Source organism: Pseudomonas sp. CFSAN084952 (assembly GCF_009648855.1).
GTDB lineage: Bacteria > Pseudomonadota > Gammaproteobacteria > Pseudomonadales > Pseudomonadaceae > Aquipseudomonas > Aquipseudomonas paracarnis.
This window is the reverse complement of the sequence record NZ_CP045767.1, coordinates 4,073,686-4,094,449: the sequence shown is the minus strand read 5'-3', so window position 1 is coordinate 4,094,449 and position 20,764 is coordinate 4,073,686. Positions and strand designations below refer to the sequence as shown.

Here is a 20,764-nt window from a genome sequence, read left to right as displayed (position 1 = left end):
TGCCGCTTTTTTTTGCCTGTAGAAAAACCTCAAGCACATCGCCGCTCTGAAGGTGGGAGCTGGCTTGCCTGCGATAGCTATTTATCAGTTAGCCCATCTTTGGCTGATACACCGTTATCGCAGGCAAGCCAGCTCCCACAATTTTAATCGGTGTTTAGTCTGGTGATTGCGTGGACCAGCGCATTGATGTCCGCCGCTGACGTCACCAACCCGGGCGTCACCCGAATACAGGTGCCAAACGCCGCCCCCGTGCGCGTAGTGGTGAACAGGCTGTGCTCCTTGAGCAACCTGTCCGCCATCGTCTGCTGATCACGCCCGATGAACTTGAAGGCGGTGATCCCGCAATACAGTCGTGGGTCATCCGAAGTCAGCACTTCAATTCCCGCCAACGGCCGTACCTGGTTCACCCACAGGTTGCGCAGGTGATTGACGCGTGCGCCCTTGGCCGCGGCGCCACCCAATTGCCGATGCTCTTCAAACACCAGGGGCAAGGTCATTAGTGCTGGGAAGTTCGGCGTGCTGTAGGACGTACGCGCTCGTACATCCGTGGTCGGGTAGTGGAACTCACCCATGTCCGGGTCGATATCGGCCAGGCGCTCCGGTGCGATGTACAAAAAGCCCAGGGTCAGCGGTGCGCCGATCCATTTATGCAGGTTGAAGCCTGCGAACTGAATGCCCAGTTCGGCCAGGTTGAATTCGACCTGGCCCAAGGCGTGGGCGCCGTCGAGGATCACGTCGATTGCGCGTTCGCGTGCGGCCTTGGCAATGGCCGCAACCGGCATGACCAGCCCGGTGCGATGGGTTACATGGGTCAAGGCCATGAGCTTCAGGCGCGGGTACTGCGCGAAGGCGTCGTGGTAAGTGTGCACCAGGCTGTCGAAACTGGCCGGGTGGGTGTGGGCCACCTCTATCACTTCCACGCCGCGAGTCGCTGCCAGCCAGCGCATGGCGCCTTTGACCGTGTCGTATTCCAGATCGCTGATCAGCACTTGGTCGCCCGGTTGCAGGCGGTTGTAGTTGCGGATCAGCGACTGCAAGGCTTCGGTGGCGTTACGGGTAAACGCGACCGACTCCGGGTCGACGTCAATCAACCCGGCCAACTGGCGGCGTAACTCGTTGTTTTCACCCTGCTCAAAGCGCTGGCGCACATGCACCGCGTTGCTGCGGTTGATAAAGCTGATGTGCTCAAGGTACTGGGCCTGCACCGCCCGGCTCATACGCCCGAAGTAGCCGTTTTCCAGGTTGATCGGGCCGGGCTCACATTCATAGCGCTGGGCGATGGCGTGCCAGTGCGCTTCGTTATCAGCATCCCTTGGCAAGGCGAATCTCTTTAGTGGCGGGGGGCAGGTTTACCGTGTTTGGCGCGCAGCGGTTCGAGCAATTCGGACAGGCCGTTGTGGTCGATCTCCTGCATCAAGGCCAGTAAACCGCCCAGTTCCCCGTGGGGGAAACCTTCACGGGCGAACCAATTCAGGTAGGGCCCAGGCAGGTCGGCAATGATCCGGCCTTTGTATTTGCCGAAGGGCATTTGGCGGGTGATGAGCAGTTCGAGTTTTTCGGGATTCATGAGCGTCGCAGGGTTCAGGCCAGGCTTTCGAAAATACAGGCATTCTGCATGAAGGCCAAATGACAGATCATGCAAATAACCAAGATACAGATGGTTCAATAATTCGTAACTTATTGAAATCAATCATAAAAATAATTTTTGAAAACCTGGCACGGGCGCTGCAATAACCAAGTCAACCTTCTAACCCGTACAAGGAATTGAAAAATGACTGATATCAACAAAGAATCGATCTCCGTACTGAACGACCTGATCGAGACCAGCATCGACGGCCAAAAGGGTTTCAAGGAATGCGCTGAAGACATCAAGCATCCAGAACTCAAGGCACTGTTTGCCAAGCGTGCCGTTGATTGCGGTACCGCTGCCGAAGAACTGAAAACGGCTGTGCGTGCCTTGGGTGGCGATCCTGAGGATTCCGGCAGCATGGCCGGCGCCCTGCACCGTGGCTGGGTCGACGTGAAGTCGATGGTCACTGGCAAGGATGAAGAGGCCGTACTGAACGAAGCCGAGCGCGGTGAAGACCACGCACTGAAGGCTTACAAGGAAGCGATCGAGAAGATCAACAAGCACAACCTGGTGGGCATTCGTGACTTGGTTGAGCGTCAGTACCACGGTGTACAGCGCAACCACGACCAGGTAAAAGCCCTGCGTAACCAGGCTCGCGCTCAGTCGTAAGCCCTTTGTTGGAAATGTTCTGAAGAATGTGGGAGGGGGCTTGCCCCCGATGGCGGAGTATCAGTCACTGCAGCTGTGACTTGACTTGCGCTATCGGGGGGCAAGCCCCCTCCCACATTGGTACTGCGTGAATGTCAGCCGATGCTGATCGGCGGCAATTCGGTCAAGGTCACGACTTGCTGCTTACGCGGTGCCAGAATCTCTGCCTCGCCATCTACCACCAACTCATCGCGCTGGTTGAACACCCGAGTGGCAATGCGCACGCGAAACTTCGGCAGTTTCTCGAGGATTTCCAAGCGCACGGTCAGGGTGTCGCCGATCTTCACCGGCTTCTGAAAGGTCATCTGCTGGCCGATGTAAATCGTGCCCGGCCCAGGCAGCTCGCAGGCCACCGCGGCGCTGATCAGTGCACCGCTGAACATGCCGTGGGCAATCCGCTCCTTGAACATGGTCGCCTTGGCGTATTCAGCGTCCAGGTGCACCGGGTTGTGGTCACCCGACATGGCGGCGAACAGCTGGATATCGCGCTCTTCGACGGTTTTGCTGAAGCTGGCAGTCTGGCCCACTTCAAGCGCTTCGTACGGGGTGTTGGTTACCTGGGTCATCTCAAGGTGCATCCTGTGGCTTAACGGTAATTAATCGGCTGATTTTAAAGCAAAAACTATTCGCAGCGGGTGGGCCTGCGCAACGCCAGCGCCTGGTCGAGCCAGGCCAGCAGGTCGGCGGTGACTTCATCGCGGTTGGTTTCGTTGAACACTTCATGGCGCGCCTGCGGGTAGAGCGTCAATTGCACGTCCTGGCAACCGGCTTCACGCAGGGCGTGGGCCAGGTCCTTGAGACGCTTGCCTTCACTCACCGGATCACAATCGCCGCCCATCACCAGGATCGGCAGGCCAGGATCGATCTGCGCCAGGTTGGAGACTTTGCTGATCTGCTGCAAGCCGCCCAGCAGGTCGATCCACAGTTGATTGGTGCAACGAAAGCCACAGAGTGGGTCGTTGATGTAGTTATCCACTTCAACCGGGTCGCGGCTGAGCCAGTCGAATTTGGTGCGGTTGGGCTTGAAGGCTTTGTTGAATGAGCCGAACGACAGGAAGTCGATCAACGCACTGCGCCCTCGCAGGCCTTGGCGCGCTCGCTCGATGCGCGCGATGATTTGCGCTGCACGGTAGAGGGCCACCGGCTGGAAATTCGAGCCGCTGAGTATTGCGCCATGCAAGCTGGCACTGTGATGCAGCAAGTACGCCTGGGAGATATAGCTGCCCATGCTGTGGCCCAGCAGGATGATCGGCAGCCCGGGATGCTGTTGGCCGATGTGCTGATTGAGGCTGGCCAGATCGCCCACTACTTTGTTCCAGCCATCCGTTTCAGCATATAGCCCAATAGTGCCGGCCTCTGCAGTGCGGCCATGCCCGCGCTGGTCCAGCGCATACACACCCAGGCCTGCTGCACACAATGCCTGCGCCAGGCGCGCATAGCGGCCGCCATGCTCGGCCATGCCATGGGAGATCATCACCACGGCCCTGGGTGGCCCGTCGGGCAGCCATTGGTTGACGTACAGACGGGTGTGGTCGTTCGCGGTCAGCCAGAAGGTGCTGTGGTTCATGGCGGCTTCCTTTGCTCAGGGTGGTTGCATTGTATAGCTCATCCGGCGTGGGGCGGGGTATCTGCCTACGCCTTAGGTACAAGATTCATACAATCAATGACACAGTTCAGCGTCTTGCCTGTTTGGCCATAGCTGCTAACTTCCCCAAAGCTCCGCTTCTTATTGCTGCACATCTGCATGGCAGCGGCCGGACACACTCAGGTAAAGAGGACAAGAATAATGCAACCTGATTTCTGGAATGACAAACGCGCGGCGGGAGTCCCCAATGCCATCGACCTCAGCACCTACAAGTCGGTGATCGAGGTGTTCGAGCGTTCCTGCAAGACCTTTGCCGACCGTCCGGCATTCAGCAGCATGGGCATTACCCTCACCTACGCAGAACTTGAACGCCAGAGTGCGGCGTTTGCCGGTTACCTGCAGCAGCACACCGACCTCAAGCCCGGCGAGCGCATCGCGGTGCAGCTGCCCAACGTGCTGCATTACCCGGTGGCGGTGTTCGGCGCACTGCGCGCCGGGCTGATCGTGGTCAACACCAACCCGCTGTATACCCCGCGCGAGATGCGCCACCAGTTCAAGGACGCCGGTGTGCGCGCGCTGGTCTACCTCAACCTGTTCGGTTCGCGGGTGCAGGAGGTATGCACCGACACCGAGATCGACTACCTGATCGAAGCCAGGATGGGCGATTTCATGCCCGCCGCCAAAGGCTGGCTGGTCAACACCGTGGTCGACAAGGTGAAGAAGATGGTTCCGGCCTACCACCTGCCGCGAGCAGTGTCGTTCAAGCGCGCCCTGCGCATGGGCGCGGGCCTTGGGGTGACGCGCCATCCGGTGACCCTGGACGACGTCGCCGTGCTGCAATACACCGGCGGCACCACCGGCCTGGCCAAGGGCGCGATGCTCACCCACGGCAACCTGGTGGCGAATATGCAGCAGGTGCGGGCGTGCATGTCGCAACTGGGCGACGACGGCCATCCGCTGATCAAGGAAGGGCAGGAGGTGATGATTGCACCGCTGCCGCTGTACCACATCTATGCATTCACGGCCAATTGCATGTGCATGATGGTCTCCGGCAACCACAACGTGCTGATCACCAACCCACGGGACATCGGCGGGTTTATCAAGGAGCTCAAGCAGTGGCAGTTCTCCGGCCTGTTGGGGCTGAACACGCTGTTTGTGGCGCTGATGGACCACCCGGATTTCAAGAACCTGGATTTCTCCCACCTGAAGATCACCAACTCCGGCGGCACCGCCCTGGTCAAGGCCACGGCGGAACGCTGGAAGGCGCTGACCGGTTGCGCCATCGGCGAAGGCTACGGCCTCACCGAAACCTCGCCAGTGGCCAGTACCAACCCCTACGGCGGCCTGTCGCGCCTGGGTACCGTGGGCATCCCGGTGCCGGGTACGGCGATGAGGGTCGTGGATGACCTGGGGCAAGAACTGCCGTTGGGCGAGCGCGGCGAGCTGTGCATCCAGGGCCCGCAAGTGATGAAGGGCTACTGGCAGCAACCGGCCGCCACCGCCGAAACCCTGGACGCCGATGGCTGGTTGAAGACCGGTGACATTGCGGTGATCGACACCGATGGCTACATCAGTATTGTGGATCGCAAGAAGGATTTGATCATCGTCTCGGGTTTCAACGTGTACCCCAACGAAATCGAAGACGTGATCATGGCCCACCCGGCCGTGGCCAACTGCGCCGTGATCGGCGTGCCGGACGAGCGCACGGGGGAGGCGGTGAAGCTGTTCGTGGTGGCACGGGCCCAGGGGGTGAGCCTCGAGGAGCTGAAGGCGTACTGCAAGGCCAACTTCACCGGCTACAAGGTGCCCAAGCATATTGTGTTGAGGGAGTCGTTGCCGATGACGCCTGTGGGCAAAATTTTGCGCCGCGAGCTGCGCGACATCGCTTGAGTTGAAACCGGGTACAAAAAATGTGGGAGCTGGCTTGCCGGCGATAGCGGTGTTTCAGTCACCTGTTGAATTGACTGATCCACCGCTATCGCAGGCAAGCCAGCTCCCACATTGTCATATAGCACCCTTGAGAGCTTGTTCTAGAGCCATTTCTGGCGTTATAGAATTTTTGCTCTAAAAGTGACCATTAGATATTCTTGAGTCATGTTTATGACTGTAGGGCCCTCTTTTGGCTCTAGGCGGCCCTTGGCAAAGCTGCTACTCTCGGCGCGCTTTGTGACTTCTAGGCCTGCTTGAAAGCGCCAGACTCACCTAAAAACATACACCAATAATAATCGCATCAAATGCGATGATGAATTCGCGTCGCTGAGGAGTGGGCTTCCATGAATGAAGACTTTTGGAAGGATAAGTACCCCGCCGGGATTGCTGCACAGATCAATCCAGACGAGTATCCGAATATTCAGGCGGTACTGAAGCAGTCCTGCCAGCGCTTCGCCAACAAACCGGCTTTCAGCAACCTGGGCAAGACAATCACCTACGGTGAACTGTACGAATTGTCCGGCGCATTCGCCGCGTATCTGCAACAGCATACCGACTTGAAGCCTGGCGATCGAATCGCTGTGCAACTGCCCAACGTTCTGCAATACCCCGTCGCTGTATTCGGTGCCATCCGCGCCGGCCTGATCGTGGTCAACACCAACCCGCTGTACACCGCGCGGGAGATGGAACACCAATTCAATGATTCGGGGGCCAAGGCCCTGGTTTGCCTGGCCAACATGGCGCACCTGGCTGAAAAAGTCGTGCCCAAGACCGCCGTCAAGCACGTGATCGTCACCGAAGTTGCCGACCTGCTCTCGCCGTTCAAGCGCGTGCTGATCAACAGCGTGATCAAGTACGTGAAGAAAATGGTCCCGGCCTATCATCTGCCCCAGGCCATCAAGTTCAACGACGTACTCGCCAAGGGCCATGGCCAGCCGGTCAACGATGCCAGCCCGGCCAGCGGCGATGTGGCCGTGTTGCAATACACCGGCGGTACCACCGGCGTGGCCAAGGGCGCGATGCTGACCCACCGCAACCTCGTCGCCAACATGTTGCAATGCAAGGCGCTGATGGGCTCCAACCTCAATGAAGGCTGCGAGATCCTGATCACACCGCTGCCGCTCTACCACATCTATGCCTTCACCTTTCATTGCATGGCGATGATGCTGATCGGCAACCACAACATCCTGATCAGCAACCCGCGCGACCTGCCGGCGATGGTCAAGGAACTGTCGAAGTGGAAGTTCAGCGGCTTCGTCGGCCTCAACACCCTGTTCGTGGCACTGTGCAACAACGAAGGTTTCCGCAAGCTGGACTTCTCTGCGCTGAAGGTCACCCTATCGGGCGGCATGGCGTTGCAACTGGCTGCGGCGGAGCGTTGGAAGGCCGTGACCGGCTGCGCGATCTGCGAAGGCTACGGCATGACTGAAACCAGCCCGGTGGCCACGGTCAACCCGATCCAGAACATCCAGATCGGCACCATTGGCATTCCGGTGCCTTCCACCGCGTGTAAAGTCATCGCCGACGACGGTACCGAGCTGGCGCTGGGCGAAACCGGCGAGCTGTGTGTAAAAGGTCCGCAAGTGATGAAGGGCTACTGGCAGCGCCAGGATGCCACCGACGAGATGCTCGACAGCGAGGGCTGGCTGAAGACCGGCGACATCGCGATCATCCAGCCAGACGGCTACATGCGTATCGTCGACCGCAAGAAGGACATGATTCTGGTCTCCGGCTTCAACGTCTACCCCAACGAGCTCGAAGACGTGCTGGCGGGCCTGCCGGGCGTGCTGCAGTGTGCGGCCATCGGCGTACCGGATGAAAAATCCGGCGAGCACATCAAGTTGTTCATCGTGGTCAAGCCAGGGGCCACCCTGACCAAGGACCAGGTGATGGAACACATGCGCGCCAACGTCACCGGCTACAAGGTGCCCAAGGCCGTGGAGTTCCGTGATGCGTTGCCGACCACCAACGTGGGCAAGATCCTGCGGCGTGAATTGCGTGATGAAGAACTGAAGAAACTCGGTCTTAAAAAGTAACCCATAAAAAACCCCGCTGATGCGGGGTTTTTTATGAGGGCGCTGGCCAAACACTTACCTCCTGTGGGAGCGGGCTTGCCTGCGACAGCGCTACACCAGCCACTGCTGTATCGCCTGACTCACTGCCATCGCGGGCAAGCGCGCTCCCACAGGGTTACCGGGCTTACAGCGCGAACTGCGCGAAGCTCACACCCGCACCGGCGGGGCGTACGTCCTTCAAGAACGAGTCCTTATCCGCGCTTAGCTCCAGGGTAATCTCCGGCCTGCGCTTGCCCGCATTGCGCACCACCAGCCCCTCGAGTTTTTCACGCAGGAACACGGTCGGCACCTTAAGGTGCAGCAACTGGTCGGTGTCGGCGTTGTGCATCAACAGATGGATCCACTCGTACTGGCCCACGGCAATACGCCCCACCGGCAGGTCGAACCACCAGATGTTGCGTTTGCGGTCCAGGTCGGTGAAGTGGCAGTTGTTGACGCCGAGTACGGCACCGCCCAGTTCCTGGTTTCTGCGGGCAATGGCCTGTGCTTTATTGAGTTTCATAACCTTCCTACGGGATCTGTTATTCAGCGTTGCAGCCTGAATGTGCCGGGCATTCTCGTGGGTTGGACATAAAACATAAAGCCAAACCTGCCGCTTTCGATGAAATGCTCGTACAAAAATAATTGAAACTCTGCCGTTGCGCTTCAGGTCAACCGCTACGTAGTGACCAAAAACCATTTGATTGTTATCAGGAGTAATACCATGAGCAGCACTTCCGATAAGGTAAAGGGCTTGGCGAACGAAGCTGTCGGTAACATCAAGCAAGGCGTCGGTAAAGTCACAGACAATGACAAACTGCGTGCTGAAGGCGTGATCCAAGAGAAAAAAGGCGAAGCTCAGCAAGCAGTGGGCAAGACCAAGGACGCAGTGAAAAAAGCCACTGAGTAACGCGTCCTGGCGGGCAGCCCCCAGCAGCCCGACGGCCATCCACGGATGGCCGTTTTTGTATCCGGTGTTGCAACTAAACTTTCGAAATTGTTTCAAAGTCGCCAAATGGGCTACTTTGATGTAGAAAACGGCCCCTGAGTCGCCCATGAACTCAATCTCTTTGCGGCGAAAGGAGACGCTATGATTTTTCCGGTACTCGATGGTCTCAAGCTGCACAAGGTGCTGATGCGCACCGTCACTGAATTTCTCGATGACGAGATGCCGACTTACGCCTCGGCACTGGCCTACCAGATGCTGTTCTCGTTGTTCCCCTTTCTGCTGTTCCTGATCGCCCTGATCGGTTTCCTGCACCTGCCTGACTTCTTCACCTGGCTGCGCCTGCAGTCGGAACTGGTGTTGCCGCCCCAGGCGCTAGAGCAAGTCAACCCGGTGATCGACCAACTGCAGCAGTCCAAGGGGGGGCTGCTCTCGGTCGGTATCGTGATTGCCTTGTGGACGGCCTCCGCGGGCGTGCGCCTTATGATGAGCGCCATGAACGCCGCCTACGACGTGGTTGAGGGCCGGCCGATCTGGAAGCGTTTTCCACTGTCGATTTTCTACACCGTCGGCATCGCCGGCATGCTGCTGGCTGCTGCCGCGCTGATGGTGCTCGGCCCGCAGGTCATGGAGTGGCTGGCCGGGCAGATCGGCATGCAGGAATTCGTCGTCACCCTGTGGACTATCCTGCGCTGGCCATTGATCGTGATCCTGCTGATGTTCGCCGTGGCACTCATGTATTACGTGATGCCGGATGTCGAGCAGGAGTTTCGCTTTATCACCCCAGGTTCGGTATTGGCGGTGGTGGTGTGGATCGTCGCCTCCCTCGGCTTTGGCTACTACGTCAAAACCTTCGCCGACTACAACGCCATGTATGGCAGTATCGGTGCGATTATTGTCCTGCTCCTGTATTTCTATATCTCCGCTGCCGTGCTGTTGCTCGGCGCGGAGATGAATGCCGTGATCGAACACATGTCTGCCGAAGGCAAGGACCCCGGGCAGAAGGAAATCGGCGAACCGGCCCCGACTGAAAAACAGCACGTCTCTGGCTTAGGCCGGGACCACTCCAAGCCCATTACCGAGCCTGAACAATGATCCGTGAAATCCTGAAAATGGGCGACGAGCGCCTGCTGCGTATCGCCCCGCCGGTACCGCCGGAGATGTTCGACAGCCCCGAGTTGTGGCAACTGATCGACGATATGTTCCAGACCATGGAACACGTAGGCGGTGTTGGCCTGGCTGCACCGCAGATTGGTGTCGACCTGCAACTGGTGATCTTTGGTTTCGAGGCCAGCGAACGCTACCCGGAGGCGCCGCCGGTACCCCAGACCATTCTGATCAACCCGCTGATCACACCGCTTAGCCCGGTACTGGAAGAGGGCTATGAAGGTTGCCTGTCAGTGCCCGGCCTGCGCGGCGCCGTGAACCGTTACCAGCAGATCCGCTACGAAGGTTTCGACCCCAAGGGCGAGCCGATTGTGCGTTTTGCCGACGGCTTCCATGCGCGGGTGGTGCAGCATGAGTGCGACCATTTGATCGGCCGGTTGTACCCATCGCGGATTACCGATTTCAGCAAATTCGGGTTTATTGAAGTGATGTTCCCGGAGCTGGACCCAACGGCTGACGAATAGCCCACAGTTCAACTGTGGGATCAGTGTTTATTCAGGACTGGGGCATTGAGCCCCATCGCAATCATCGGCTTATTGCGCTTGTAACGCACCAGCCGTTCACTCAGCGATTGCGGCAAAACCGTGTCCTGGCTGAACCCCATGCCCCGATACAACCCTTCCAGGTCCGGATGGCACAGCAACCAGACCGTCCCCTCACAACCCGCCACGGCCTCTTCAACCAGTCGCGCCGCGAGCCCCTGGCCACGATAAGTCGGCGCCACAAACACCCCCGTCAGCCACTGCCCACCCACCACCGGGCTCAAGCACAAGCCCGCCACGATGTCGCTATCGCGCGCCACCCACAAGCGGCCGCCCTTGAGTGCCTTCATCGACGAATTGTGGTTGCGGTAAAACTTGTTCAGCAGTGGCCACAGAGGCTCTGCCAGCGGTTCGATGTGCAATGGGGGCATGGGGTTCAGACAAGCATTATCCAGGGCCGGGGATTATAAGCGCCTTCTGCCGGGCAATAGGTGGTATACCCAGTGCTACATCCCCTGTTAGTGGAGCATGCATCATGGCCAAAGGTATGGATTCAAAGAAAGCCGCCAAGAAAAAACCGGCAAAGACCGCCGATGAAAAACGCGCGGACAAGAAGACCAAAAAATCCGAAGCAGGCCTGTTCGGTCACTGAGTTACACGCTTAGAACTAAACGATCTGCAAGATTTTCCCGCCTCATTGCACAGAGCAGGAAACACCTGCTCTGAGCTGCCGATGGCCAATTACCTTGATCCGACCCAACGCCGGGAAATCGAAGCCCTGGCGACAACCTTCGTGGCAAGAACCGAATGGCCGACCTGGCTACTGTTGATCGGCGTATATGCCGGCTGGTTCGCGGTGATCCTTGGCAGCCGGTGGCTGGGCCTGTGGCTGAGCATGTTGCTGCTGATTCCGCTGGTGACCCTGTGGCTATCGGTGCAGCACGAATTGCTCCACGGCCACCCGACCCGTTCGTTGTTGCTCAATAAACTCCTCGGCTATGCGCCTTTCGCGGTGTGGTATCCCTATACGCTGTACCGCGACAGCCACTTGTTGCACCACAACGACGACAACCTGACCCTACCGGGCATCGACCCGGAAAGCCGCTACCTCAATCAGCAGCAATGGGACGACAGCTCGCTGTTCGAACGTGGCGTGCATTGGCTGACCAAGACCGTGCTTGGCCGCTTCCTGCTGGCTGCGCCGTTGGCCATTGGCCGGTTGGCCCGTCACGAGTTTCAACGCCTGCCCCAGGTATGGCCGATGTGGCTGGCTCACGGCGCCGTTACTGTGCTGATGCTGAGTTTCATTGCCTCCTACAGCGCGCTTGCGGTGTGGCATTACCTGCTGCTGGTCAGCGTGCCAGCGTTGTCCCTGGCTTCGATCCGCTCCTACTATGAGCACCGCCCCCATCTGCGGCCGGAACACCGCACAGTGCTCAACGAAGCGTCCTGGCCCTGGGCCTGGCTGTTTCTCAACAACAATCTGCACCTGGTGCACCACGATCTGCCAAAGTTGCCGTGGTACCTGCTGCCCAGGGTGTACCGTGCCCGGCGCGAGCAGTGGCTGGTGCGCAGCGGTGGCTTCCTGGTGCAAGGCTACGGCCAGTTGATCAGCCGTCACGGCCTCAAGGCCATCGACAGTCCCCGGCACCCGTTTGCCTGAGAGGCGACCATGAGTGAGTACTACGCCGACCTGCGCATGTACGTTGCGCCCGAACCTATCCAGCAGGCCAATCAACACTGGCTGGCGCGCATCCTTGAGCGCTTGAAGCTGCATCGTCTTAACGCCGACCACCTCGACTTGCGCGGCCTGTGGCTGGCGCCACAATTGCTCGTCAGCCAAACCTGCGGCTACCCGCTGATGACCCAACTGCGCGGCCAGGTGCGCATCATTGGGCGCCCCCGTTACGAGTTGGCCCACAGCAGCCACGGCGAACATTGCAGCCTGCTGTTGACCCGCGCGGACAACCCGCGTACCCGCCTGACGCAGTTCTACCAGAGCCGCGGCGTGATCAACGGCCACGACTCCAACAGCGGCATGAACCTGCTGCGTCACTGTCTGGCGCCGTTGCAGCGCGACGGGCGGTTCTTCGCCAGCGTCGGCATCAGCGGCGCCCACCGCGAGAGCTTGCGCTGGCTGCGTGAAGGCCGCGCCGACCTCGCCGCCATCGATAGCGTCACCTACGACTACCTCGCCCGATTCGCCCCCGAAGAGGTCGCGGGCCTGCGCGTCATCACCCGCAGCGCGCCGAGCCCGACTTTGCCTTACATAGGCGCGCTGGGCTTGAGCGATGGGCAGGTGGCGCAGATTCGTGAGGCGATGAACCTGGCGTTGCAGGACCTGCCGCAGGTGGCGCAAACCCTCGGTGTGCGAGCTGTGCTTCCTGCCAGCGAAGATGACTATCAGGTGGTGTTGGATTACCAGCGCAAAGCCGCCAGCATCGGCTATTCGGTACTTCAATAAGGTTATATAAAAATGCGTTTTAAGTATTATTAAAGCATAAGGAGCCTTGCTAGGATTGCTTCACCGGAACACCGGACATACCGCGCAACCTACTCAGAAGGAGCCCCTATGTCCGGCGCCGATCGTGCTCACAGCGACTATGTGGGCTCCCTGTTTCGCATTCATTACCCTTGGCTGTGCAGCCGTTTGCACCGCTACCTCAACTCCCGTGCCCACGCCGAAGACATCGCCGTCGACGCGTTTGTCCAGCTCTTGAGTGCACCTCAGGTAGCGCCGATACGACAGCCCCGCGCATTGCTTACCACCATTGCCCAGCGCCTGGTGTACCAGGTGTGGCGTCGACGTGACCTGGAGCGTGCCTACCTCGCTGCGCTGGATAACGATGCGGCCTGCGCGGAGGGCAGGGCCCGAGTGCTCGAAGCGCTGCAGGCCGTCGAGCAGACGCTCGACCGCTTGCCGGCCAAGGTCAAGGCGACGTTCCTGCTGTCCCGCGTCAACGGCCTGACGTACCCCCAGATCGCCGCCGAACTGGGGATTTCCCAGCGCTCGGTCAGTGACTACATGGCCCGCGCTGTTACCGGACTTGAATCCCACCCCGATCAAATGTGGGAGCTGGCTTGCCTGCGATAGCGGTGAGCCAGCCAACACCTCTGGCCATGACAGGCCGCCATCGCAGGCAAGCCAGCTCCCACACTTCCTGTGCTCACTTTGAATCTGATCGAACCACCAAGAGGCAACTTATGAAAGCAATCAAACACCTGCTGGGCAGTTCGCTGCTGGCATTGGCGGTACTGGCGCAACCCACCTCGGCGGCCGAACCTTCCACGCTGCGCATCGGCTACCAGAAAAGCTCGGTCAGCATGGTGCTCGCCCGTGAGCACAAGCTCTTCGAAGCCGCACTGCCCGGTACACAGGTGCAGTGGACCGAATTCCTCGGTGGCCCGCCGCTGATCGAAGCGCTCAACGCAGGCAGCCTGGACATCGGCAATATTGGTGATATACCGCCGATCTTCGCCCAGGCGGCCGGGATCGACTTGCAGTATTTTGCCGTCGAGCCCAACGAGGGCAAGGCCGAAGCAGTGCTGGTGCCCAAGGCCAGCACCGTGCAGAACGTGGCCGAACTCAAGGGCAAGCGCGTGGCATTGCTCAAGGGCTCCAGTGCACACAACCTGTTCCTCAAAAGCCTGCTGCACGCCGGGTTGCAGTGGAAGGATGTGAATGTGGTGTACCTGTCGCCTTCCGACGGCCGCGCCGCGTTCGAACAAGGCAAGGTGGACGCATGGGTAGTGTGGGACCCGTACTACTCGGCCGCCGTGATCGACGGCTCGGCACGCGTGCTGCGGGACGGGCAAGGGTTGAACCCTGCGGGCAGTTTCTTCGTGGTCAACCACCCGTTTGCCAAGCAGCACCCAGAGGCCATCGCCACGATTATCCAGACGCTTGGCAAGGCGCAGCGCTTGTCGCTTGATGAGCCCGACGCGAGCATCACGCTGATGGCCGGCACCCTGGGCCTGCAACCGGCGGTGGTCAAAAGCTACTTCGAACATCGCTCGCCTGAGCCGATCCGCCCCTTGGAGGCCATCGATATCGCCAACCAGCAACGCACCGCCGACCTGTTTTTTGCCAACGGCCTGATCCCGAAAAAAGTCGACGTGCAGCAGGCTGTCTTCAAGCCCCTTGACCTTCCATGAGCCAGACCGCTAGACCGATCAGTGTGGGAGCTGGCTTGCCTGCGATACAGACACCTCGGTGTATCAGATGAACCGAGGTGATGCTATCGCAGGCAAGCCAGCTCCCACAGGTTCAGATCGCGGCCAGGGTTTCTTTCACTGTCTCGGCTGGCGAAGCAGTGGCCTTCGCCGCAACCTGCTGCTGTTGCTGCTCTTTCAAGCGCTCGGCCACTTGTTTGGCGATGGCGTCTTGTTTTTCCTGGGGCAGCGCCTGCACTTGCTCTTCGGTCAGCCCTTGTTCCTTGAGCAGCTGTTCACGAATACGTTCGGCCGGGGATCTGCTCATGTATTCGGTGAACTCGGTACGTGCCCCGTTAGTCGTGGCCTGTAACTGCACGCGGGTCTTGGCGAAGGCTTCGTCGATGCGATCGCTGGCCTTGTCCAATTCCCTCTGCGCGGCCGGCACTGTGACGCTGTGTTGCGCAGCCTGCAAAGCGCCGCTGTACAGCGCACTGGCGGCGGCGTTGGCGGGGTCCATGTCGGGTCGCGTGATCTGTTGCACGTTCGACGCCGCTTGAGTGTTGTTAACCAGCATGATCGGTCACCTATGAAAACAGACGGTGCGACAGCTGGAGCAAATACTGTGCCGGGTGCCGTTCCCCAGTGTTTACTGGGGCGGGAGTCGTCGGCGCGGCAAGCCTTCTCCTTGTGCGGCCAACCGTTGCCGTCAGTGAGCGATGTTCTCCAGCGCCAGGTTGCGCGTACGCGGCCCGAACCAACTGATGGTAATCATCACGATCAACATGCTGCTGGCGATAAACGCCAACACCCCCGGCGTGCCAAGGTGCTCGAGGATAAAGCCGATCAACAGGCTACTGAACACCGTGGACAAACGGCTGAACGAATAACAGAACCCGACCGCTCGCGCACGGATATTGGTGGGGAACAATTCGCTCTGATAGGAGTGATAACTGAAGCTCAGCCAGGCATTGCAGAAGGTGATCATCACCCCGCAGAAAATCAGCCCTAACGCTGTGGTTTGCAGGGCAAACAGGCTGCCGAAGATCACTGCACCCATGGCCGAGCCGACAATTTGCCATTTGTTCTCAAAGCGGTTGGCCACCTTGACGAACAGCAGCGGGCCGAGCGGGTAGGCGAGGGTGATGATAAAGGCGTAGAGCAGGCTGTGGGTCACGCTGACACCCTGGCCCGAGAGCAAGGCCGGCAGCCAGTTGCCAAAGCCGAAGAAGCCGATGGCTTGGAATACATGGAACACGATCAGCATCAAGGCGCGTCGCCGGTAGGGCGGCTGCCAGATATCGGCGAAACGGCCATTGCCCTGCACGCTGATGGCTTCGGGGTCCGGTTCGTCCAGCGGCTTGCCATGATCCTTTTGGCAGCGTGCCTCCAGGTTGTTCAGGATCGTGTCGGCCTCTTCGAAGCGTCCCTTTTGTGCAAGCCAGCGCGGTGACTCCGGCAGGCGCTTGCGCAGTTGCCAGATAAACAGCGCAAACACTGCACTTGAGAGCACCACCCAGCGCCAGCCCGCGATACCGAACGGCGCCTGTGGCACCAGCCACCACGACATCAAGGCCACAGCCGGTACCGACAGAAACTGGATAAAAAATGCAAAGGCAAACGCCGAACTGCGCATGCGCTTAGGTACCAGTTCCGAGAGATAGGCATCGATGGTCACCAGTTCGATGCCAAGGCCAATGCCCACCAGAAAGCGCATGCAGATAATGCCCACGGCCGAGGTCTGAATGCCCATCAGCACCGTTGCCACCGTGTACCAGACCAGCGCAAAGGTGAAGATCGCGCGTCGCCCGAAGCGGTCGGCGATGGGGCTGAGCAGGCTGGCGCCGAGGAACAGGCCCAGGAATGTGGCCGAGGCGAAAGCGGCCTGGTCCGAGAAGCCGAAAACACCTTCGCTGCCGGTATGAAAAATCCCGTCGCTGATCAGGCCAGGGCTGATATAGGCGGTTTGGAACAAGTCATACAGCTCGAAAAAGCCGCCGATGGAGAGCAACGCCACCAGGCGCCAAATAGTGGCGACGGCGGGCAGGCGGTCGATGCGGGCGCTGATGTGGGCGGCTCGGTGGGGGGCGAGGGTGTCCGTAGCTGAGACGGGGAGTGTGGACATGAATAAATTCCATAGTCGGTCACCTGGAATCTTAACTGGCTAACGGAAAGCGGTGTTTGTTAAGTTGCGGACGGTAGCCCGTACATTCGCCGATTAATTGCGCGCGGCGCCTCTGTTTCAGAGGTTTATCGCGCGAGGGCGCGAAGGCTGTCCTGCCGAAGGTTGCTATCGGCAGGCAGCTTCTGGCGGGAGTGGGGCCCTCCCGCTGCGTGGATGTTCTAGACGTGCTTGAAGTCCTCAACCTCATAAACGCCTTGGGTGAAGCTCATCTTCTTTTGAGGGGCTTGCGCGGTTTGCGCCTCAAAGTGGAGGGACGCTGACAGCATATTGCCTTGCAGTTTCAATACGGTGAATTTGCCACTGGTTGCCATATAGTTGCCGGACTCGCCTTGTCGCGTGTCGTCAAACTCAAGCCTTACTTTTTTATCACTCCCCGTTGCATCGATGTCGTAGGTCTCACCTGCCTTGATATTTTGGTCGATGCTCATTTTTATCAAGCCAGATCCGGACATGATTCCTACTGTCGAATTGAAACCTGACTCTCCGTTCAAATGGGCGACAAAGGACGTGACAAAGGTGGTATCCCACCCATCGATTACGCCGGAAATTTTGTCGTACTCACCGATCTTCTCGCTCATGGCTGCTTCTCCATATTCAGGGATGAGCGAGGCATTGCCTTGCTCTGGCTTATGAATAGGTGAAGATGAAAAACAGGTCTACTGTCAAATATGACAGGTGGTAGTGGTTTTCAGACCAATGGTGATGACCATGCCTGAGGCCCAATAGCTCGCTTAGTCATGGCCGTCGAGGGCGAAGGTCTTGAAGCCGGCATGCTGGCTGAGGCGTTGGTAATACGCCTCGATGGCGGGGTAGGGTGGCCGCTCCATGGGTGTCATCTGCCACCGATGCACCGAAAGGCCTATCAAGATGTCAGCGAGGGTGAACTCTTCGCCCGCGACGTAGGCGCCGGTCTTGGTCAACTGTTGTTCCAGCAAGGCCATCTTGTCATTCCAGGCCTGCACGCCCGCCTGGATGCGTTGCGGGTCCTGATAGTCCGGGTTCTTACGCACCAGTGCGTGGAACACATAGCCCCATGAAGGATTGAGTTCGGTGGCCTGCCAGTCCATCCACTGTTCAACCCGTGCACGCAAGGCAGGCTCAACGGGTAGCAAGTCATGGCGCTGATAAAGGCCGACAAGGTAGCGACAGATGGTATTGGACTCCCACAGCACGCCATGGTCGTCGATCAGCACCGGCACCTGCGCGTTGGGGTTCAAAGCGAGGAACTCGGGGGACTGGGTGGGCTTGAAGCCGATGCCCCAGTCCTCACGCACGTAGTCGATGCCCAGTTCCTGGCAGGTCCAGAGTACTTTGCGCACGTTGATGGAGGAGGTGCGACCCAAAATTTTCAGTGAATGGCCCATGGTGCTTCCCTGGCATTTGGAGAATGACCAATCTAGCAGGCGCCGGGCACAGCGGCGAGGGTGTGAAGCGGGCACGGTCGAAAATGTGGGAGCTGGCTTGCCTGCGATAGCGCTGTGTCAGTCAATGAAGGTACTGCCTGATGCGCCGCTATCGCAGGCAAGCCAGCTCCCACAGGGATCGTGGATTGCCTCAGCAGCGTGGTGTGTGCTGGTCCATGGCCTTGCCCACCAGCAATACGCTCAGCTCGCTCAATTGATGAATGGCCAGGGCCACATCACGGTGTTTGCCGGTGAGGTCATCGGACAGGTCGAGCAGTAAGGTGCTGACGGAGCAGACGGTTTCGTAGCTGTTGGCCAGCAGGGTTTCAGTGGAAACATCGGGGATGAGCGTGAAGAGGGTGGTTAGCGGCGGATCGATTTTTTTGATCATCAGAGCATCCTGGAATGGGCTGCCGCCGTATCGCTACTAAACGAGGGTGGCAGCTGTACGCAGGTTAGTAGACCGGTGGACACTCAAAGCCGGCGCACCCGAAAGTGCCCTACGCACAGCCGCCATTAACGCGGGCAGGCTTATGCACTTAGAGTGACCAAACTCGGGCTACTAAACCCGATCACCGAGAAATTCAGCGACCGGCAAACCTTAGAGACCGTCACCGAGGCGCACAAGCCGGCGGATTCTGACGTAAGCGTAGGCAGCGGAGCAAGGCGCTTACTGCAATGTAAGCCGCTTCCTACGGCTGTCCTACCTATCAAGTGGGCACGGTAGAAAAAGGTGGGAGCTGGCTTGCCTGCTCCCACATTGTGTGCGTTCAGCTCGACGTTCAGGTGCTCTCGCGCACCTGCAACTCAAACCCCATATCCACCACTGGCTTGGCCACCTTGTTGCCCGCCATGATCGTCAGCAAATGCTCCGCCGCCCGACGCCCGATGGCTTCCCGTGGCGTGCTGATGCTACTCAGGCGCGGCACCATGAATGAGGAAGCGGGCAGGTCGTTGAAGCCCAGCACCGCCACACGTTCAGGCACCTTGATGCCATGGCGCAGGGCTTCGAGCAGGGCGCCCTGGGCCAGGTCGTCGTTGCCGAAGAAGATCGCATCCACATCCGGATGCGCTGCCAGCAATTGCAGGAACAGTTCGCCGCCCAGGCCCACGGAGGAGGGACGTGGTGTCAAAAGCTCCAGCGCCGGGTCGTACATGCCCGCCTGCTGCAAGGCGCGGCGGAAACCTTCGCCGCGCAACAACGTGCGCTGATCCAACTGCGCGCCGATATAGGCCAGGCGCTTGCGCCCCCGGGACAGCAAGTGCGCCGCCGCGGTCTCGCCAGCGGCCAGTTGCGAGAAGCCCACGCAGTTCACCCCGGCATTAGGGTCCAGATCCATCATGTACACACAGGGCACATTGCTGGCCTCGACCATTCGTCGCGCGCTTTCGGTGCGGTCAAACCCGGTCAGCAGCAATCCCCGCGGCTGATAGGCCATGTAGTTGCGCAGCAGGTCTTCTTCTTCATCGCGCGAATAATGGGAGTTGCCGATCAGTACTTCAAAGCCCTTGGGCCGCAGTACCTGATGAATAGCTTCCAGGGTTTCGATAAACAGCAGGTTGGACAGTGACGGCACCAGCACCACCACCGAATGGCTCTGCGCCGAGGCCAGGGCGCGGGCGGCGGGGTTGACCACGTAGCTCAGTTCGGCGGCGGCCTGTTGCACCTTTTCTACCAGCTCCGTGGCGACCGTGCTGATACCGCGCAAAGCACGGGAGGCGGTAATCGGACTGACGCCAGCCAGGCGGGCGACTTCGTTCAAGGTGGGGCGGCCCGTCGTGCGGGTATTTTTATCGTTCTTAGAGGTCATCAGGCAGCTTGCCAAACAAAAATCGAGGCACTAAGGTAGCGCTGTCTCCAAAGGGCTGCAAATTCTTGGATAAAGGGTTGCCTGATCCTGTCCAGCTCTTGAAGTCAATCTGTTGGAACGGATGCACGCGTCACTCCATAAAAATGACAAGTCGGCGCGGGAAAAGCCTGTTTTTGCACTAGCCTTACGCTATGCAAAGGTAGCGCTATCTGCGTCCTGAGGTGTTTCATGAGTCAACCTGTTACCGCCCTGGTCATCATGGGTGTTTCCGGCTGTGGCAAGTCCAGCGTCAGCCAAGCCCTGTGCGCCCTTAACGGCGCCACTGCCATTGAAGGCGACAGCTTTCACCCCGCCGCGAACATCGAAAAGATGAGCGCCGGCCACCCCCTCAACGACGACGACCGCGCCGGCTGGCTCGACATCCTGTGCGATGAACTGCGCCGCGCGTTGAAAGCGGGCGAGCATCCTGTACTGACCTGTTCGGCCCTGAAGAAAAAATACCGTGACCACTTGCGCGAAGCCGCGCCGGGCCTGGGTTTTGTCTTCCTGGAACTGACCCGCGAAGTCGCCGCCGACCGCGTGTCTCACCGCCCCGGCCATTTCATGCCGGCAAGCCTGATCGACAGCCAGTTCGCCACCCTTGAATCGCCCAAGGGCGAGCCGCTGACCCTGGCCTTGAACGCCAGTGAAGACAGCGTCGAGGAGCTGGCCGAGCAGACCAATACCTGGTGGCGCAAGCACGGCTTTGAACCTACTCATTAATTTTTTGCCG

23 protein-coding genes are annotated in these 20,764 nt (G+C 59.2%); 11 read left to right on the top strand and 12 right to left on the bottom strand.

Annotation, left to right across the window (positions count from 1 at the left end; all coding sequences use genetic code 11):
- Positions 1-143 precede the first annotated feature (143 nt).
- Positions 144-1,319: an aminotransferase class V-fold PLP-dependent enzyme gene (locus GH769_RS18600; protein WP_032902769.1), complete on the bottom strand. Its 1,176-nt coding sequence runs from the start codon at positions 1,317-1,319 to the stop codon at positions 144-146.
- An 11-nt stretch (positions 1,320-1,330) separates the two neighbouring features.
- Complete coding sequence (locus GH769_RS18595; RefSeq protein ID WP_008056784.1) at positions 1,331-1,567, bottom strand: DUF3820 family protein; 237 nt, start codon at positions 1,565-1,567, stop codon at positions 1,331-1,333.
- A gap of 204 nt (positions 1,568-1,771) precedes the next feature.
- Between GH769_RS18595 and GH769_RS18590 the strand changes: the two genes are divergently transcribed.
- A complete protein-coding gene (locus tag GH769_RS18590) occupies positions 1,772-2,239 on the top strand; it encodes a PA2169 family four-helix-bundle protein (RefSeq protein WP_020303130.1) in 468 nt (155 codons plus the stop codon).
- A gap of 134 nt (positions 2,240-2,373) precedes the next feature.
- Here GH769_RS18590 and GH769_RS18585 read toward each other — a convergent pair whose 3' ends face one another.
- Both GH769_RS18585 and GH769_RS18580 read right to left on the bottom strand, forming a co-directional pair.
- Complete coding sequence (locus tag GH769_RS18585) at positions 2,374-2,844, bottom strand: MaoC family dehydratase (RefSeq protein WP_003193747.1); 471 nt, start codon at positions 2,842-2,844, stop codon at positions 2,374-2,376.
- A 56-nt stretch (positions 2,845-2,900) separates the two neighbouring features.
- The gene (locus GH769_RS18580; protein ID WP_032902770.1) at positions 2,901-3,845 is read right to left on the bottom strand and encodes an alpha/beta hydrolase; all 945 of its coding nucleotides are present in this window, start codon (positions 3,843-3,845) and stop codon (positions 2,901-2,903) included.
- A gap of 219 nt (positions 3,846-4,064) precedes the next feature.
- Between GH769_RS18580 and fadD2 the strand changes: the two genes are divergently transcribed.
- Together fadD2 and fadD1 are read left to right on the top strand one after the other, a co-directional pair.
- A complete protein-coding gene (fadD2, locus tag GH769_RS18575; RefSeq protein WP_032902772.1) occupies positions 4,065-5,753 on the top strand; it encodes a long-chain-fatty-acid--CoA ligase FadD2 in 1,689 nt (562 codons plus the stop codon).
- A 383-nt stretch (positions 5,754-6,136) separates the two neighbouring features.
- Positions 6,137-7,828, top strand: a complete 1,692-nt coding sequence (fadD1, locus tag GH769_RS18570) for a long-chain-fatty-acid--CoA ligase FadD1 (protein WP_014719656.1) — start codon at positions 6,137-6,139, stop codon at positions 7,826-7,828.
- A gap of 163 nt (positions 7,829-7,991) precedes the next feature.
- Here fadD1 and GH769_RS18565 read toward each other — a convergent pair whose 3' ends face one another.
- Positions 7,992-8,369, bottom strand: a complete 378-nt coding sequence (locus GH769_RS18565) for a hypothetical protein (protein ID WP_020303128.1) — start codon at positions 8,367-8,369, stop codon at positions 7,992-7,994.
- Between the two features lie 201 nt (positions 8,370-8,570).
- Between GH769_RS18565 and GH769_RS18560 the strand changes: the two genes are divergently transcribed.
- From GH769_RS18560 to def, 3 genes are all read left to right on the top strand, one after another.
- Positions 8,571-8,756, top strand: a complete 186-nt coding sequence (locus GH769_RS18560; RefSeq protein WP_003193737.1) for a CsbD family protein — start codon at positions 8,571-8,573, stop codon at positions 8,754-8,756.
- Positions 8,757-8,936: 180 nt separating this feature from the next.
- Positions 8,937-9,887 (top strand): YihY/virulence factor BrkB family protein, encoded by a 951-nt coding sequence (locus tag GH769_RS18555; RefSeq protein ID WP_014719655.1) that lies wholly within the window; start codon positions 8,937-8,939, stop codon positions 9,885-9,887.
- Positions 9,884-10,423 carry a peptide deformylase gene (gene def, locus GH769_RS18550; protein ID WP_014719654.1) on the top strand — a complete coding sequence of 180 codons (540 nt, stop codon included), beginning with the start codon at positions 9,884-9,886 and terminating at the stop codon, positions 10,421-10,423. The genes GH769_RS18555 and def overlap by 4 nt, the downstream gene beginning before the upstream one ends.
- Before the next feature lie 20 nt (positions 10,424-10,443).
- On the opposite strand, the gene GH769_RS18545 is transcribed toward def, so the two are convergent.
- Positions 10,444-10,872, bottom strand: a complete 429-nt coding sequence (locus GH769_RS18545; RefSeq protein WP_019819336.1) for a GNAT family N-acetyltransferase — start codon at positions 10,870-10,872, stop codon at positions 10,444-10,446.
- A 302-nt stretch (positions 10,873-11,174) separates the two neighbouring features.
- On the opposite strand from GH769_RS18545, the gene GH769_RS18540 reads away from it, so the two are divergent.
- The 4 genes from GH769_RS18540 (at position 11,175) to GH769_RS18525 (ending at position 14,596) form a co-directional block, all read left to right on the top strand.
- Complete coding sequence (locus tag GH769_RS18540) at positions 11,175-12,104, top strand: fatty acid desaturase (RefSeq protein ID WP_014719652.1); 930 nt, start codon at positions 11,175-11,177, stop codon at positions 12,102-12,104.
- A 9-nt stretch (positions 12,105-12,113) separates the two neighbouring features.
- Positions 12,114-12,905, top strand: coding sequence for a phosphate/phosphite/phosphonate ABC transporter substrate-binding protein (locus tag GH769_RS18535; protein ID WP_014719651.1), 792 nt, complete (start codon positions 12,114-12,116; stop codon positions 12,903-12,905).
- A gap of 108 nt (positions 12,906-13,013) precedes the next feature.
- A complete protein-coding gene (locus GH769_RS18530) occupies positions 13,014-13,535 on the top strand; it encodes a sigma-70 family RNA polymerase sigma factor (RefSeq protein ID WP_019819328.1) in 522 nt (173 codons plus the stop codon).
- A gap of 110 nt (positions 13,536-13,645) precedes the next feature.
- Positions 13,646-14,596, top strand: coding sequence for an aliphatic sulfonate ABC transporter substrate-binding protein (locus GH769_RS18525; protein ID WP_032902776.1), 951 nt, complete (start codon positions 13,646-13,648; stop codon positions 14,594-14,596).
- A gap of 112 nt (positions 14,597-14,708) precedes the next feature.
- Here GH769_RS18525 and GH769_RS18520 read toward each other — a convergent pair whose 3' ends face one another.
- The 6 genes from GH769_RS18520 to GH769_RS18495 form a co-directional block, all read right to left on the bottom strand.
- Positions 14,709-15,170 carry a hypothetical protein gene (locus tag GH769_RS18520; protein ID WP_020303124.1) on the bottom strand — a complete coding sequence of 154 codons (462 nt, stop codon included), beginning with the start codon at positions 15,168-15,170 and terminating at the stop codon, positions 14,709-14,711.
- 132 nt (positions 15,171-15,302) lie between these two features.
- Positions 15,303-16,718, bottom strand: a complete 1,416-nt coding sequence (locus tag GH769_RS18515) for an MFS transporter (protein WP_032902779.1) — start codon at positions 16,716-16,718, stop codon at positions 15,303-15,305.
- 218 nt (positions 16,719-16,936) lie between these two features.
- Positions 16,937-17,356, bottom strand: a complete 420-nt coding sequence (locus GH769_RS18510) for a hypothetical protein (protein WP_020303122.1) — start codon at positions 17,354-17,356, stop codon at positions 16,937-16,939.
- 153 nt (positions 17,357-17,509) lie between these two features.
- Positions 17,510-18,142: a glutathione S-transferase family protein gene (locus tag GH769_RS18505; RefSeq protein WP_032902780.1), complete on the bottom strand. Its 633-nt coding sequence runs from the start codon at positions 18,140-18,142 to the stop codon at positions 17,510-17,512.
- Between the two features lie 190 nt (positions 18,143-18,332).
- Positions 18,333-18,572, bottom strand: coding sequence for a DUF6124 family protein (locus tag GH769_RS18500; protein ID WP_014719643.1), 240 nt, complete (start codon positions 18,570-18,572; stop codon positions 18,333-18,335).
- 391 nt (positions 18,573-18,963) lie between these two features.
- On the bottom strand, positions 18,964-19,995 hold the full coding sequence (locus GH769_RS18495) for a LacI family DNA-binding transcriptional regulator (protein WP_161793224.1): 1,032 nt from the start codon (positions 19,993-19,995) through the stop codon (positions 18,964-18,966).
- A 225-nt stretch (positions 19,996-20,220) separates the two neighbouring features.
- On the opposite strand from GH769_RS18495, the gene GH769_RS18490 reads away from it, so the two are divergent.
- Positions 20,221-20,754, top strand: coding sequence for a gluconokinase (locus tag GH769_RS18490; protein WP_014719641.1), 534 nt, complete (start codon positions 20,221-20,223; stop codon positions 20,752-20,754).
- Positions 20,755-20,764 lie beyond the last annotated feature (10 nt).

What these genes read in the sequence shown, in the direction of transcription:
- GH769_RS18595 (WP_008056784.1), bottom strand. Translation starts at nt 1,567, where the DNA reads ATGAATCCCGAAAAACTCGAACTGCTCATCACCCGCCAAATGCCCTTC.
- GH769_RS18590 (WP_020303130.1), top strand. Translation starts at nt 1,772, where the DNA reads ATGACTGATATCAACAAAGAATCGATCTCCGTACTGAACGACCTGATC.
- GH769_RS18585 (WP_003193747.1), bottom strand. Translation starts at nt 2,844, where the DNA reads ATGACCCAGGTAACCAACACCCCGTACGAAGCGCTTGAAGTGGGCCAG.
- GH769_RS18580 (WP_032902770.1), bottom strand. Translation starts at nt 3,845, where the DNA reads ATGAACCACAGCACCTTCTGGCTGACCGCGAACGACCACACCCGTCTG.
- fadD2 (WP_032902772.1), top strand. Translation starts at nt 4,065, where the DNA reads ATGCAACCTGATTTCTGGAATGACAAACGCGCGGCGGGAGTCCCCAAT.
- fadD1 (WP_014719656.1), top strand. Translation starts at nt 6,137, where the DNA reads ATGAATGAAGACTTTTGGAAGGATAAGTACCCCGCCGGGATTGCTGCA.
- GH769_RS18565 (WP_020303128.1), bottom strand. Translation starts at nt 8,369, where the DNA reads ATGAAACTCAATAAAGCACAGGCCATTGCCCGCAGAAACCAGGAACTG.
- GH769_RS18560 (WP_003193737.1), top strand. Translation starts at nt 8,571, where the DNA reads ATGAGCAGCACTTCCGATAAGGTAAAGGGCTTGGCGAACGAAGCTGTC.
- GH769_RS18555 (WP_014719655.1), top strand. Translation starts at nt 8,937, where the DNA reads ATGATTTTTCCGGTACTCGATGGTCTCAAGCTGCACAAGGTGCTGATG.
- def (WP_014719654.1), top strand. Translation starts at nt 9,884, where the DNA reads ATGATCCGTGAAATCCTGAAAATGGGCGACGAGCGCCTGCTGCGTATC.
- GH769_RS18545 (WP_019819336.1), bottom strand. Translation starts at nt 10,872, where the DNA reads ATGCCCCCATTGCACATCGAACCGCTGGCAGAGCCTCTGTGGCCACTG.
- GH769_RS18540 (WP_014719652.1), top strand. Translation starts at nt 11,175, where the DNA reads ATGGCCAATTACCTTGATCCGACCCAACGCCGGGAAATCGAAGCCCTG.
- GH769_RS18535 (WP_014719651.1), top strand. Translation starts at nt 12,114, where the DNA reads ATGAGTGAGTACTACGCCGACCTGCGCATGTACGTTGCGCCCGAACCT.
- GH769_RS18530 (WP_019819328.1), top strand. Translation starts at nt 13,014, where the DNA reads ATGTCCGGCGCCGATCGTGCTCACAGCGACTATGTGGGCTCCCTGTTT.
- GH769_RS18525 (WP_032902776.1), top strand. Translation starts at nt 13,646, where the DNA reads ATGAAAGCAATCAAACACCTGCTGGGCAGTTCGCTGCTGGCATTGGCG.
- GH769_RS18520 (WP_020303124.1), bottom strand. Translation starts at nt 15,170, where the DNA reads ATGCTGGTTAACAACACTCAAGCGGCGTCGAACGTGCAACAGATCACG.
- GH769_RS18515 (WP_032902779.1), bottom strand. Translation starts at nt 16,718, where the DNA reads ATGTCCACACTCCCCGTCTCAGCTACGGACACCCTCGCCCCCCACCGA.
- GH769_RS18510 (WP_020303122.1), bottom strand. Translation starts at nt 17,356, where the DNA reads ATGAGCGAGAAGATCGGTGAGTACGACAAAATTTCCGGCGTAATCGAT.
- GH769_RS18505 (WP_032902780.1), bottom strand. Translation starts at nt 18,142, where the DNA reads ATGGGCCATTCACTGAAAATTTTGGGTCGCACCTCCTCCATCAACGTG.
- GH769_RS18500 (WP_014719643.1), bottom strand. Translation starts at nt 18,572, where the DNA reads ATGATCAAAAAAATCGATCCGCCGCTAACCACCCTCTTCACGCTCATC.
- GH769_RS18490 (WP_014719641.1), top strand. Translation starts at nt 20,221, where the DNA reads ATGAGTCAACCTGTTACCGCCCTGGTCATCATGGGTGTTTCCGGCTGT.